Annotated in this window: 14 protein-coding genes and 1 tRNA gene; 12 read left to right on the top strand and 3 right to left on the bottom strand. The window is 73.0% G+C overall.

From position 1 onward, the window contains the following. The first annotated feature begins 134 nt into the window (after positions 1 to 134). The 4 genes from ACJOT3_RS07600 to ACJOT3_RS07585 all read left to right on the top strand — a co-directional run bounded on the left by ACJOT3_RS07600 (position 135) and on the right by ACJOT3_RS07585 (position 3,676). Positions 135 to 1,307, top strand: a complete 1,173-nt coding sequence (locus ACJOT3_RS07600) for a DNA polymerase III subunit delta' (RefSeq protein ID WP_406970243.1) — start codon at positions 135 to 137, stop codon at positions 1,305 to 1,307. A 161-nt stretch (positions 1,308 to 1,468) separates the two neighbouring features. After that, positions 1,469 to 3,004 carry an alpha/beta hydrolase gene (locus ACJOT3_RS07595; RefSeq protein WP_406970255.1) on the top strand — a complete coding sequence of 512 codons (1,536 nt, stop codon included), beginning with the start codon at positions 1,469 to 1,471 and terminating at the stop codon, positions 3,002 to 3,004. 94 nt (positions 3,005 to 3,098) lie between these two features. Further along, a tRNA-Thr gene (locus ACJOT3_RS07590) sits at positions 3,099 to 3,171 on the top strand. 142 nt (positions 3,172 to 3,313) lie between these two features. Continuing rightward, on the top strand, positions 3,314 to 3,676 hold the full coding sequence (locus tag ACJOT3_RS07585; protein ID WP_406970241.1) for a hypothetical protein: 363 nt from the start codon (positions 3,314 to 3,316) through the stop codon (positions 3,674 to 3,676). 1 nt (position 3,677) lies between these two features. Here ACJOT3_RS07585 and ACJOT3_RS07580 read toward each other — a convergent pair whose 3' ends face one another. Further along, positions 3,678 to 3,833: a hypothetical protein gene (locus ACJOT3_RS07580; protein WP_406970239.1), complete on the bottom strand. Its 156-nt coding sequence runs from the start codon at positions 3,831 to 3,833 to the stop codon at positions 3,678 to 3,680. A 115-nt stretch (positions 3,834 to 3,948) separates the two neighbouring features. Here ACJOT3_RS07580 and ACJOT3_RS07575 point away from each other — a divergent pair, with 115 nt between their 5' ends. Both ACJOT3_RS07575 and ACJOT3_RS07570 read left to right on the top strand, forming a co-directional pair. Further along, on the top strand, positions 3,949 to 4,176 hold the full coding sequence (locus tag ACJOT3_RS07575) for a hypothetical protein (protein WP_406970237.1): 228 nt from the start codon (positions 3,949 to 3,951) through the stop codon (positions 4,174 to 4,176). Positions 4,177 to 4,224: 48 nt separating this feature from the next. Next, positions 4,225 to 4,608, top strand: a complete 384-nt coding sequence (locus ACJOT3_RS07570; RefSeq protein WP_406970235.1) for a hypothetical protein — start codon at positions 4,225 to 4,227, stop codon at positions 4,606 to 4,608. Between the two features lie 8 nt (positions 4,609 to 4,616). On the opposite strand, the gene ACJOT3_RS07565 is transcribed toward ACJOT3_RS07570, so the two are convergent. Then, complete coding sequence (locus ACJOT3_RS07565; RefSeq protein WP_406970233.1) at positions 4,617 to 5,192, bottom strand: hypothetical protein; 576 nt, start codon at positions 5,190 to 5,192, stop codon at positions 4,617 to 4,619. Between the two features lie 509 nt (positions 5,193 to 5,701). Between ACJOT3_RS07565 and ACJOT3_RS07560 the strand changes: the two genes are divergently transcribed. Both ACJOT3_RS07560 and ACJOT3_RS07555 read left to right on the top strand, forming a co-directional pair. Further along, entirely contained in the window at positions 5,702 to 5,893 is a 192-nt protein-coding gene (locus ACJOT3_RS07560) for a hypothetical protein (protein WP_406970231.1), read from the top strand. Between the two features lie 73 nt (positions 5,894 to 5,966). Then, positions 5,967 to 6,548 (top strand): RNA polymerase sigma factor, encoded by a 582-nt coding sequence (locus tag ACJOT3_RS07555; protein ID WP_406970229.1) that lies wholly within the window; start codon positions 5,967 to 5,969, stop codon positions 6,546 to 6,548. 85 nt (positions 6,549 to 6,633) lie between these two features. Here the strand turns inward: ACJOT3_RS07555 and ACJOT3_RS07550 are convergent, their stop codons facing one another. Next, positions 6,634 to 7,161, bottom strand: coding sequence for an inorganic diphosphatase (locus tag ACJOT3_RS07550; protein WP_406970227.1), 528 nt, complete (start codon positions 7,159 to 7,161; stop codon positions 6,634 to 6,636). Between the two features lie 76 nt (positions 7,162 to 7,237). Here ACJOT3_RS07550 and dacB point away from each other — a divergent pair, with 76 nt between their 5' ends. From dacB to hpt, 4 genes are all read left to right on the top strand, one after another. Then, complete coding sequence (gene dacB / locus ACJOT3_RS07545; RefSeq protein WP_406970225.1) at positions 7,238 to 8,596, top strand: D-alanyl-D-alanine carboxypeptidase/D-alanyl-D-alanine endopeptidase; 1,359 nt, start codon at positions 7,238 to 7,240, stop codon at positions 8,594 to 8,596. A 163-nt stretch (positions 8,597 to 8,759) separates the two neighbouring features. Next, positions 8,760 to 9,842, top strand: a complete 1,083-nt coding sequence (locus ACJOT3_RS07540) for a zinc-dependent metalloprotease (protein WP_406970253.1) — start codon at positions 8,760 to 8,762, stop codon at positions 9,840 to 9,842. Continuing rightward, positions 9,839 to 10,819 (top strand): tRNA lysidine(34) synthetase TilS, encoded by a 981-nt coding sequence (gene tilS, locus ACJOT3_RS07535; protein ID WP_406970223.1) that lies wholly within the window; start codon positions 9,839 to 9,841, stop codon positions 10,817 to 10,819. The genes ACJOT3_RS07540 and tilS overlap by 4 nt, the downstream gene beginning before the upstream one ends. A 156-nt stretch (positions 10,820 to 10,975) precedes the next feature. Beyond that, a complete protein-coding gene (hpt, locus tag ACJOT3_RS07530) occupies positions 10,976 to 11,530 on the top strand; it encodes a hypoxanthine phosphoribosyltransferase (protein ID WP_406970221.1) in 555 nt (184 codons plus the stop codon). The last annotated feature ends 59 nt before the right edge of the window (positions 11,531 to 11,589 follow it).

The raw sequence follows: 11,589 nt of genomic DNA, 5'->3' as shown, positions 1-11,589 counted from the left end.
CGGGGCCCGGGGGCATGCGCCCCCGGGCCCCTTCGCTTCCCCGGCTTCGGGGAGGCCCTGTGGACAACGCCCCGAGCGTCGCCCCCGGCTTTTATCCTGGAGCCCTGACAGGACGTTCTTCGTGGGGGTGGAGTGTGACGGTCTTCGACGACCTGGTCGGTCAGCGGACCGCGGTGGGCCACCTGCGGCGGGCGGTGGCCGGTGCCGCCGACCTCGTCGCCGGGGGAGCGGGCGCGGGCATGACCCACGCCTGGCTGTTCACCGGCCCGCCCGGCTCGGGGCGATCGGAGGCCGCCCGCGCCTTCGCCGCCGCCCTCCAGTGCCGCGACGGCGGCTGCGGCCACTGCGACTCCTGCCACCAGGTCATGGCCGGGACCCACCCGGACCTGCTGTACGTGCGGCCCAGCGGGCTGAGCTTCGGCGTGGCCGCCACCCGCGAGCTGGTGCTGCGGGCCGGGTCCAAGCCCTCCGGCGGGCGGTTCCGGATCGTGCTGTTCGAGGACGCCGAACGCGCCACCGAGGCGGCCTCCAACGCCCTGCTCAAGGCGGTGGAGGAGCCCTCGCCGCGCACCGTGTGGCTGCTGTGCACGCCCACCCCCGACGACCTGCTCGTCACCATCCGCTCCCGGTGCCGCCTGGTCACCCTCACCACCCCCACCACCGACGAGATCGTCGGCGCGCTCACCCGCGCCGGCGACGTGGACGAGGGCACGGCCAGGGCCGCCGCCGTCGCCTCGGCCGGGCGGATGGACCGCGCCCGGCAGCTGGCCACCGACCCCGAGGCGCGCCGCCGCCGCGAGGAGGTGCTGTCCATCCCCGCCCGGCTCGACGGCATCGGCGCCTGCGTCACCTCCGCCGCCCGGCTCTACGAGATCGCCGAGGCCGAGTCCAAGGCGATCACCGGCGCCCTGGACGAGAAGGAGAAGGACGAGCTCAAGGTCGCCTTCGGCGAGGGCTCCACCGGCAAGGGCGTGGCCAAGGCCATGCGCGGCTCCGCGGGCGCAATGAAGGACCTGGAGGAGCGGCAGAAGCGCCGGGCCACCCGGATCAAGCGCGACTCCTACGACCGCGCCCTGCTGGACCTGGCCGCGTTCTACCGCGACGTGCTCACCCTCCAGCTCGGGGCGTCCGTCGAGCGGTCCACCGGGGAGCGCTCCGGCGACCTGGAGCGCATCGCCCGCTCCAGCACACCCGAGACCACCCTGCGGCGGCTGGACGCCATCATGGACTGCCGTGAGCGCATCGCCGCCAACGTGCACCCGCAGATCGCCATGGAGGCCATGACCTCCGCCCTCTTCATCGGCTGAGGGGCCTGGGCGGTGCCCCGCGCGCACCCCGATACGGTCGGTGTACGGCGCCACCCCGTCGCAACCGGATCGGTTGCGCGGCCGTCACAGGCATCACAGGCATGGGTGGAACCGATCGACGCGAAGGATGGGAACGGGTGGCGACGAGGCTGCGGGCCGCGGTGGCGGTGACGCTCACCGGAACGGTGCTCCTGGTGAACGGCTGTACGGCACAGGCACCGGACGAGGAGGGGCGGGAGCCGGCCGAATCGCTCGGGGCCCTGGGCGACTTCACCGACCAGGAACTCGACTGGGGCGCCTGCGACAGCGGGCCCTCCGACGCCGAGTGCGCCACCTACGAGGTGCCGCTGGACTACGACGAGCCCGAGGGCGACCGCATTGAGATCGCGGTCAAGCGCATGGCCGCCACCGGCGACGACGTCATCGGCTCCCTGCTGGTCAACCCCGGCGGCCCGGGCGGCTCCGGGTACGACTACGTCGACCACGCCTCCTACATCGTCAGCGAGCAGGTGCGCGATCGCTTCGACCTGATCGGCTTCGACCCCCGCGGGGTCGGCCGCAGCACCCCGATCACCTGCCTGTCCGCCGCCGAACTCGACGAGTTCATCGGCGGCGAGGCCGAGTCCGCCGACGGCGACGGCGACATGTCCGAGCTGACCGAGGCCGGGATCACCGACATGGAGGAGGGCAGCCGCGAGTTCGTGGAGGCCTGCCAGGTCAACGCCCCCGACCTCATGCTCAACGTCGGCACCGTCAACGTCGCCCGCGACATGGACGTGCTGCGCGCCCTGCTGGGCGACGAGAAGCTCACCTACCTGGGCGCCTCCTACGGCACCCACATCGGCGCCCACTACGCCGAGCAGTTCCCCGACCGGGTGCGCGCGCTGGTGCTCGACGGCGCCGTCGACCCCACCCTGGACCAGCTCGACCTGAGCGTCGCCCAGGCCACCGGGTTCGAGACCGCGCTGCGCGCCTTCGTCGAGGACTGCCTCACCCGCGCCGACTGCCCGCTGGGCGGCAGCGGCGACTCGGTCGAGGACGGCGTGGCCGCCCTCGACGAGTTCCTGGCCTCCACCGCCGGCGACCCGCTCACCAACTCCGTGGACGACCGGGAGATCAACCGGACCCGCACCGAGCTGGGCGTGCTCGCCGCCCTGTACTCCGAGTCCTGGTGGGACCGGGTCCGCGAGGGCCTCGACGACGCCATGAACGACCGCGACGGCACCGTGCTCCTCCAGCTGGGCGACGAGCTGTACAGCCGCGGCGACATCCAGGAGTACGAGAACTCCACGGCCGCCCTCATCGCGGTCAACTGCTCCGACTCGCCCAGCCCGCGCGGGGTCGAGGCCTACGTGGAGGCCGCCGAGGACGCGGGGGAGGAGTCCCCGATCTTCGGCCCGAGCCTGGCCTGGGGCGCGCTGCCCTGCGCGTTCTGGCCCGAGGAGGCCGTCTACGACGGCGGCCCGCTGGACGCCCCGGGCGCCCCGCCGATCATGGTGGTGGGCACCACCCGCGACTCCGCCACCCCCTACGCCTGGGCCGAGGCCCTGGCCGGGGCGCTGGAGTCCGGCTTCCTGGTCACCCGCGACGGCGACGGCCACACCGGCTACCGCATGGGCGACGTGTGCGTGGACCGCATGGTCGACGCCTACCTGATCGACCTGGAGGTCCCCCAGGACGGGATGGCCTGCGCCTGACCTCGGCGGAGTGCCGGGTCCGAAACCGTGTACCCGGCACTCCGCGAAGACGCTAAACTGGTGATCGCCTCGCCGCGTGAACCCGCGGCGTCGCGCCGCCTTAGCTCAGTCGGCAGAGCGATTCACTCGTAATGAATAGGTCGTCGGTTCGATTCCGACAGGCGGCTCAGCACGAAGGCCCGTCCGGTACCCGGACGGGCCTTCGCCGTTCTCCGGCCCCTGTTCCCCGGGCGCGCACGCCACCCGAGGTGGTCGAATGATGACCTTTCGTGTCCGGTGGCCGGGGGTGAACCGGGGTAGGGGCACCGCATGAGCCTGTTGTTCATGCTGGTGGCGCTGGTGGGGGCGGTGCTCGTGCTGGCGGGCGGCTCCTACGCCCTGCGCCGGGTCATCGCCGCGGTCGCCGCCCGGCTGGAGGCGGACGAGGCGCCGCCCGCCCCGGTGGGGCCGGGGCCGGCGGCACAGGTCGGCGGCTACGTGCCCGCCCCGCGCGTGCCCGGCGAGCTGCCGCCGCAGCTGCGGGCGCGGGTGGCCAACCTCGTGGCGCTGGGGCGCTCGGATGAGGCGGTCCGGCTGGTGCGCGACCGGCTGGACGGGGACGAGGACCAGGCCCGCGGGATCGTCGCGGCGCTGGGCGGCGACGGCGACGGCACCCCCGCGCTCGAACGCTGACTCACATCCGGTTGCGGCTGCGCAGCCCGCTCCACACCGCCGTGGCGACGAACAGGATCGCCGCGATGACGGTGAGCCAGAGCAGGCCCTTGATCACCACCCCCAGGATCGCCAGGAACAGCCACAGCGCGAGCAGGACGAGGATGAGGTAGATCATGTGCCCCCCTGAGATTCCGGTCTACCACCGGCCTACCCGGCCCGGGCGTACGGCACGCCCCGTGCCCGCTTGTGGCGGAGTGTGCGGAACGCGATTCCCGGGGTATGGGGGGTGCATGAGTCTGGAAGAGGCATCACGACAGCTGGAGGCGGCGATCCACGACGCGCGGGTCGCCTTCGACTGCATCCTCCTGGAGGAGCTGGACCGGGCCCACGTCAACGCCATCACCGCCCGGGCCGCGGTCGACGCGGCCGAGCAGGCCATCCGGGTGGAGCTGGAGAGAAAGAACGAGGAGGCCGGGCAGGAGAGAGAGGAGGAGGGGGAGGAGATCTCCTCGGACTGACACCGACTTTTTCGAACAGGATTTCGAACGAACGGGTATGCTCGGAGCATGCCCGATCAGTCGCTGAGTTCGGACTGGCCCGCGAGTGTGCACCCACCCGGGTCGGACTCCTTCGAGCGGACGGCCGCGGTGTGGCTGTTCGACCTCCTGCCCGCCGATTACCGGCTGCACGGGGTCCTGCGGCGGCACCCGGTCGCGCTCGCCCGCCTGGCGCGCCAGTACCTCGCCGCGGTCCTGGCCGCCGGTCGCGAGGGGTACCGCACCGCCCGGGTCGACCTGCGCGACCACTTACCGCCGCACGCGCTCGAACAGGTGATGCGCGCCTATCAGACGGAGGGGCGGCGCACCGCCGCCGTCCTGCGCTCCGTCGAGGCCGTCGACGCGGCCCTGCGCACCCGGCACGACGGCGAGGCGTTCGAGGAGGGGGCGTGAGACCCCCCTCAGGCGGTCACCCGGACCACCACGGCGGTCTCCTCGCCGGTGTTGACCAGGTGCTGGTGCCCGCCCAGGGAGCCGCCGACCACCCGGGCCCGGCCGGGGGCCAGCTCGGCCGCCGCGCGCATGCGCCCGTCGGAGCCGGAGGAGATCAGGTGCGCCTTCCCGCTCACCAGGAACAGCACCTCCATGTCGGCGGCCCGCGGGGACACCGGGCCGGACACGAAGCTGTTGGGCTCCAGCGCCACGGTGCTCACCCGCAGCCGCCCGGTGGCGTGGCGGCGGGCGGCGCGCGGGGCGGGCTGCCAGCGCCCCCGCCTGGTGGGCCACAGGGTGGGCCGGGCCAGGACCGCGGCGGCGCCGCGGGCGGCGGCGACCAGGCGCCCCACGGTGGGGAGCCGGCGCTCGGCGAGGTGGGCGTAACCGGACCGGCGGCCGGCGTCCGCCACGTCGCCGATGCCCTCCACCGACACCCCGTTCGACACGGTGCCGGCGGACGACACGGTGGTGTCGGGCACGGCGCTGTCGAGGGAGGCGCGGGCGGGCGGGGCGGTGCGTACGGAGAGAGCCTGCTGGGCCATTGCGGGAAGATCCTTCGCGTGCGCGCCGTCGACGGCGCGGATGTCGTCCGAGAGCCCCGTCGCACAGGGGACGGGGCGGGAGGTGCCGCACAGGGCACGGGTCACCGCGGTACAAACGCGGGAAGGGGCCGCCGGGATCGGCCGCGCGCGGGCGGACGGGCGGGCCGGGAGCCTACGGGGTCGGTACGCCCCGGAGAGGACTCAGCGACGACAACACGGACACGCCGCACAGGACGGGTGGCAGGGGGCCTGGAGGGCCCTGCGAGCCATGGCGTCGGTGCGGGTGCGCGGATACATGGTTGTAAGGAGACCAGCAAAGGGCGCGGGGAGTCAAGCGATCGTGGAGAATCGCGTGTGTCACCCCTCTCACTTCCCGGTGTTGCGGGAGGCGTCGCGTGGTGGTGACATGTGGAGCCCGAGTACGGCGTGAGAGCACCGCCGGAAAGGCGCAGTCCCCCGAACGCACTGACAGGAGTGGCCGTGTCGGCTCGCACGCCCGGAGGTGCCGGTTGAACCCCGACCCGGCCGGGCCGTGGGTGCGCCTGCTGGTCCGGGCGATCGTGGTGGTGGCGGCCGGGGTGATGGCACTGGGTTTCCTCGGCCCCGGCGCGGCGCTGCTGGTCTGTGTCCTGACCGTGCTGACGTTCGTCCTGCTCTGGCTGCGCGGCCGCCCACGGCGCCCCTGGCTTCCGGATCGTTGACGGAGAGGGTTCTCACACGCGTTTTTCGGCGAAGCGCCGGGCTGCGCGCGGTCGGCGGCGTAGATTCTCGTCCATGACGGACCGGGATCTCCTCCATGCCCTGCTTGCCCACGGCACGCCGTCGGCCGGGACCTACAAGAGGCTGCTCGACGCGTACGGGGAGGAGCTGTTCAGGCGCTGCATCCTGGCCCTGGGCGACCGCGACGCGGCGCACGTGGTGCTGCGCGACACGCTGATCGTCGCCTGCGCGCACATCGGGCGGCTCACCGATCCCGACCGGCTGGGGGAGTGGCTGCACGCCCTGGCGGAGGTGGAGTGCGTCCGCCGCCGCTCCTACGACCTGCGGCTCCCGGGGGAGCACAGCATGCCGGAGAACACCGGGCTGGTGCCGGTCCGCATCCTCAAGGGCATGGCCGCCCCCGAACTGGACGGTTACCGGGCGCACGTGGCCGCCCGCGCCGACCGGTTCGGCCACGACGGGTTCCCCCTGGGCCCGGGGGTTCCGCCGACCCCGCACGGCCCGGCGCTGGCCGGCTCGATCGGACTGGTCATGCTGGTGGTGCTGGTGGCGGCCGTCTGCGCGGGCTACCTGCTGACCCGCACCGCGGAGGCCGAGGGGCCCTGGAGCGGCTCGGTCAGCCTGCTGGGCCGCTAGACCCCCGAGAACTTCCCGAGAAAGAACCGAGGCCCGGCGGGATCCGCCGGGCCGTCGTCACGTCGAGACGCAGTACCGCTCGCCCCTACTTCTCCTTCTCCGCGGAGATGTGGGAGGAGTCGCCGTGCACACCCGCCTCCTCGGCGCGCTTGACCGAGGCGATGATCTCCTGCTCGGCCTCGTGGCGGCCGACCCAGCTGGCGCCCTCGACGGACTTGCCGGGCTCCAGGTCCTTGTAGACCGTGAAGAAGTGCTCGATCTCCAGGCGCTCGAACTCGTTCACGTGGTGAATGTCACGCAGGTGCTCCATGCGCGGGTCCGTGGCCGGAACGCACAGCAGCTTGTCGTCGCCGCCCGCCTCGTCGCGCATCCGGAACATGCCGATGGCGCGGGCGCGGATCAGGCACCCCGGGAAGGTCGGGGCCTTGAGCAGGACGAGGGCGTCCAGCGGGTCGCCGTCCTCACCGAGCGTCCCGTCGACGAAACCGTAGTCGGCGGGGTAGGTGGTGGAGGTGAACAGCATGCGGTCGAGACGGATGCGACCGGTCTCGTGGTCCACCTCGTACTTGTTGCGCTCCCCCTTGGGGATCTCGATCGTAACGTCGAATTCCATGCTGATCTCGGCTCCCATTGCGACTAATGTCGCCGTATAACAACAACGTCAGGCCGCGACACCTCAGGAAGGGCGGGTGCCCCGGGTGCGACGGGTACGAAGTGAGGCCTTCCTCACACTGGCCCTGCTCAACATTTTCGTGCTGATCGCCGGGTTCGCTGCCCTCGATGTGATCGAGGCCCGACCACTCCCCGCGGTGCCCCACCCGGTCGTGAACGCCGAAGGTGCGGCCGCGGCGGAACCCGCGTCCTCGTCCCCGGCGGACCCGGATCGGATCGCGGACGTCATCGATGATCCCATGGCGGAGTCGGGGCTCGCGGAGGGCCTCTCCGCTTTCGTCGTGGACGGCGCCACCGGCGAGCCGCTCTACGAGCGCAGTCCGGACACCCCGGCGGTCCCGGCGTCGACCACCAAGATCGCCACGGCCATCACGGTCCTGGACGCGGTGGGACCCGACCACGTGCTGACCACCACGGTCCACTTCGACTCCGAGCGGGGGATGGTGGTGCTGCGCGGCGCGGGTGACGCCACCCTGACCACGACCGCCGATTCCGCAGCTTACCCGCAGGTGGCCACCCTGGAGGAGCTCGCCGAACGCACCGCGGCGGCACTGGCCGGGCAGGGTGTGGACACGGTCTCGGTGGCCTACGACGACTCGCTGTTCACCGGTCCGGACACCGGCCCCTCCTGGAAGCCCGGCTACATCACGGAGGGCAGCACCGCCTCCGTCCACGCCCTGATGCACGACAGCGGCCGTATCTCCCGGGACACGCACACCCGGGTCCCGGACCCGCCCCGGGCGACGGCCGAGGCGTTCGCCGAGCAGCTGAGGGCGGCGGGGCTCACCGTCGAGGGCGGGGAGCCGAGCGAGGCCCCGGCACAGGGCGAGCCGATCGCCTCGGTCGACTCCGCGCCGATGACGGCCCTGGTCGAGCACATGATGCTGGCCAGCGACAACAACATGGCCGAGGCGCTGGCCCGGATCGCCGCACTGGAGGCCGGCGGCGAGGCGTCCTTCGCGGGCGGGGCCGCGGCCACCCACCGTGTCATGGAGTCCTACGGCATCACCGGGGTCGACCTGGCCGACAACAGCGGGCTGAGCCCGGAGAACCGGATCACCCCGCGCGCCCTGGTGGAGATGCTCAAGGTGGCCTCCGAAAACCCCGAGCTCAACGCGGCGATCACCGGCCTGCCCACGTCCAACTCCACCGGCACCCTGAACAACCGCTACACGGAGGGCACGCTGGTCCACGACGTGGCCGGGCTGATCCGCGGCAAGACCGGGACGCTGAACGACGTGAGCGCGCTCGCCGGGACCGTCCACGACCAGGAGGGCAACATGTTCCTGTTCGCCTTCGTGGCCAACAGCCCGGGCGTCCAGGGCTTCCAGCTCGACCCCCTGGCGGCGGCCCTGGCCCGCTGCGGCTGCTCCTGAACCCAGGCCCCCGCGCCCCCGATCGCCCCCGCTCCCGGTGAGTACAGGGCGCTCGGGGGCGCCGCTTTTCGGTCCGCCTCCGGGTGAACCCGGGGCTTACCCCGAATTGGGACCCCGATCCCCGTGCCGGAAGTCTCTGCGTGGGTAGGCTGCGAGTGTGACTGTGATCGACTGGGACGTAGCCGTCAACACCGGTGTCCGCCTCGTCCGACCGGGCCCGCAGGTGGACCTCGCCGACGCGCGACAGGCCGTCGCGCAGTTGCGCGAGCTCTCCACCGTGGCCGCCGGACACGTGCGCGACTTCACCGGTATGAACCCCTTGGAGCCCACCGGGCCCGCGGTGATCGTCGACCGGCCGGGATGGATCCGCGCCAACGTCGACGGTTTCCGGACCGTCATCGAACCCGTACTCGAACAGATGGGCGCCGAACGCCTCGGCAACGGCGGCACCGCCGCCGCCCTCACCTCCGCCGTCGGCTCCCGGATCACCGGGGTGCAGCTCGGCGCGGTGCTCGCCTACCTGGCCGGGAAGGTCCTCGGCCAGTACGAGCTCTTCCTGCCGCCGGACCCCGACGGCACCCTGCCCACCGGGCGGCTGACCCTGGTCGCCCCCAACATCGTCAACACCGAGCGCGAGCTCGACGTCGACCCGCACGACTTCCGCCTGTGGGTGTGCCTGCACGAGGAGACCCACCGCATGCAGTTCACGGCCACGCCGTGGCTGCGCGGATACGTCCAGGAGCTGATGCGCGAGCTGCTGCTGTCCACGGAGATGGACGCGGGCGACCTCATCACCCGGCTGCGCGCCGCGGGCGAGGCCGTGGCGGACGCCGTGCGCGGCGGCGAGGGCAACCTCCTCACCGCCATCCAGACGCCCGAGCAGAACGAGATCATGGACCGGGTCACCGCCGTGATGAGCCTGGCCGAGGGCCACGGCGACTACGTCATGGACGCGGTCGGCCCTGGTGTCGTGCCGTCGGTGGAGCGCATCCGCGCCCGCTTCCAGAAGCGGCGGGAGGCGGCCAACCCGCTGGACCGGCTGCTGCGCCAGCTGCTCGGCATGGACATGAAGATGCGCCAGTACGAGGAGGGCGCCGCGTTCGTCCGCGCGGCGGTGGCCCAGGTCGGCATGGCCGAGTTCAACAAGGTGTGGACCTCGCCCGAGACCCTGCCCACCATCGCGGAGATCCGCAACCCCTCCGCCTGGGTCAACCGGGTGGTGCGCCCGGCCGCCATCACCGAATGAGCGGTCCACCCCCCGCCGTGGCCGCCGTCCGATCGGCGGTCCGGCGGGCCCTGGCGCCGCTGCCCTCCGACACCGCGGTGCTGGTGGCGTGCAGCGGCGGGGCCGACTCCCTGGCGCTGGCCGGGGCGACGGCCTTCGAGGCGCCCAGGCTGGGGCTGCGGGCGGGGGCGGTCACCGTCGACCACGGGCTCCAGGAGGGCTCGGCCGAGCGCGCGGAGAAGGTCGCCGCGGTGCTGGCCGGGCTCGGCCTGGACCCGGTGTCGGCCCGCGCGGTCGAGGTGACCGGGCCGGGCGGGCCCGAGGGCGCCGCCCGCACCGCCCGCCACGCCGCGCTGGCCGCGGCCGCCGCCGAACAGGCGCCCGCGGTGGTGCTGCTCGGCCACACCCTCGACGACCAGGCCGAGACGGTGCTGCTGGGCCTGGCCCGCGGGTCGGGCGCCCGCTCCCTGGCCGGGATGGCCCCGCGCGTCGGTAGTCTGCTGCGCCCCCTGCTGGACCTGGACCGCGCCACCGTGCGCGCGGCCTGCGCCGCCATGGGGCTGACCCCCTGGGAGGACCCGCACAACGCCGACGCCCGGTTCAGCCGCTCCCGGGTGCGCCACGAGGCCCTGCCCGCGCTGGAGAAGAACCTGGGCCCGGGCATCGCCGCGGCGCTGGCCCGCACCGCCTCCCTGCTGCGCGCCGACGCCGACGCCCTGGACGCGCTGGCCGCGGACCTGGGGGCCCGGGCGCGGGCCGGAGAGGGCCCGGAGGCGGGCCTGTCCGCGGCCGTCCTGGCCGACGCCCCCGAGGCGCTGCGGACCCGGGTCCTGCGCGGGGCCGCGCTCGACGCGGGCTGCCCGGCGGGCGCCCTCACCGCCCGGCACGTGCGGGAGGTCGAGCGGCTGGTCACCGCCTGGCGCGGCCAGTCCCACCTGGACCTGCCCGGCGGGGTGAGGGCCCGGCGTGTCGCCGGTCACGTCCGGTTCGAGCGCTGACGGAACGGAACCCGCCAACAGTCCGGCGTGTCACCCGATATCGGACATCGTCCCGACCGGGCCGGGGTCCGGGGCCACCGGTCGGCGCCCCCGGGACGTTCGGCACGTTTATCCTGGTTGCCGCAAACGGGGAACCCAGCAGCGAGGACAGTGAGCGTGGACGCTAAGGACATGGGCCGGGACCTGGAGAAGGTCCTGGTCACCGAGGAAGAGATCAAGGCGCGCCTGGTCGAGCTGGGAGAACGCATCGACGCCGACTACGCGGGCAGGGACCTGCTGATCGTCGGTGTCCTCAAGGGCGCCGTCATGGTGATGGCCGACCTGGCCCGGGTGCTGCACACGCCCGTCTCCATGGACTGGATGGCGGTGTCCTCCTACGGGGCCGGTACGACCTCCTCCGGCGTGGTCCGCATCCTCAAGGACCTGGAGACCGACATCAAGGACCGCGACGTCCTCATCGTCGAGGACGTCATCGACTCCGGCCTGACCCTGTCCTGGCTGGTCGGCAACCTCAAGTCGCGCGGGCCCCGCTCGGTCGAGGTCTGCACCATGGTCCGCAAGCCGCTGGCCTTCGAGGTCGACCTCGACGTCAAGTACATCGGCTTCGACCTGCCCAACGAGTTCATCATCGGCTACGGGCTGGACTACGCCGAGAAGTACCGCAACCTGCCGTTCATCGGCACCCTCGCCCCGCACGTCTACGAGGGGTAGACCACAGGGGGGAACAAGCGGCGGGGGCGCGATCGTTGCTCTCATGACGGGCCCCCGCC

This window comes from Nocardiopsis protaetiae (assembly GCF_045446735.1).
In the GTDB taxonomy this organism is placed as follows: Bacteria; Actinomycetota; Actinomycetes; order Streptosporangiales; family Streptosporangiaceae; genus Nocardiopsis; species Nocardiopsis protaetiae.
This window is presented reverse-complemented; position numbering and strand designations above follow the sequence as displayed.

Excerpts from the sequence above, each read along its gene's own strand:
- ACJOT3_RS07585 (WP_406970241.1), top strand. The coding sequence starts at position 3,314 with ATGAGCCTGTTGTTCATGCTGGTGGCGCTGGTGGGGGCGGTGCTCGTG.
- ACJOT3_RS07580 (WP_406970239.1), bottom strand. The coding sequence starts at position 3,833 with ATGATCTACCTCATCCTCGTCCTGCTCGCGCTGTGGCTGTTCCTGGCG.
- ACJOT3_RS07575 (WP_406970237.1), top strand. The coding sequence starts at position 3,949 with ATGAGTCTGGAAGAGGCATCACGACAGCTGGAGGCGGCGATCCACGAC.
- ACJOT3_RS07570 (WP_406970235.1), top strand. The coding sequence starts at position 4,225 with ATGCCCGATCAGTCGCTGAGTTCGGACTGGCCCGCGAGTGTGCACCCA.
- ACJOT3_RS07565 (WP_406970233.1), bottom strand. The coding sequence starts at position 5,192 with ATGGCCCAGCAGGCTCTCTCCGTACGCACCGCCCCGCCCGCCCGCGCC.
- ACJOT3_RS07555 (WP_406970229.1), top strand. The coding sequence starts at position 5,967 with ATGACGGACCGGGATCTCCTCCATGCCCTGCTTGCCCACGGCACGCCG.
- ACJOT3_RS07550 (WP_406970227.1), bottom strand. The coding sequence starts at position 7,161 with ATGGAATTCGACGTTACGATCGAGATCCCCAAGGGGGAGCGCAACAAG.
- tilS (WP_406970223.1), top strand. The coding sequence starts at position 9,839 with ATGAGCGGTCCACCCCCCGCCGTGGCCGCCGTCCGATCGGCGGTCCGG.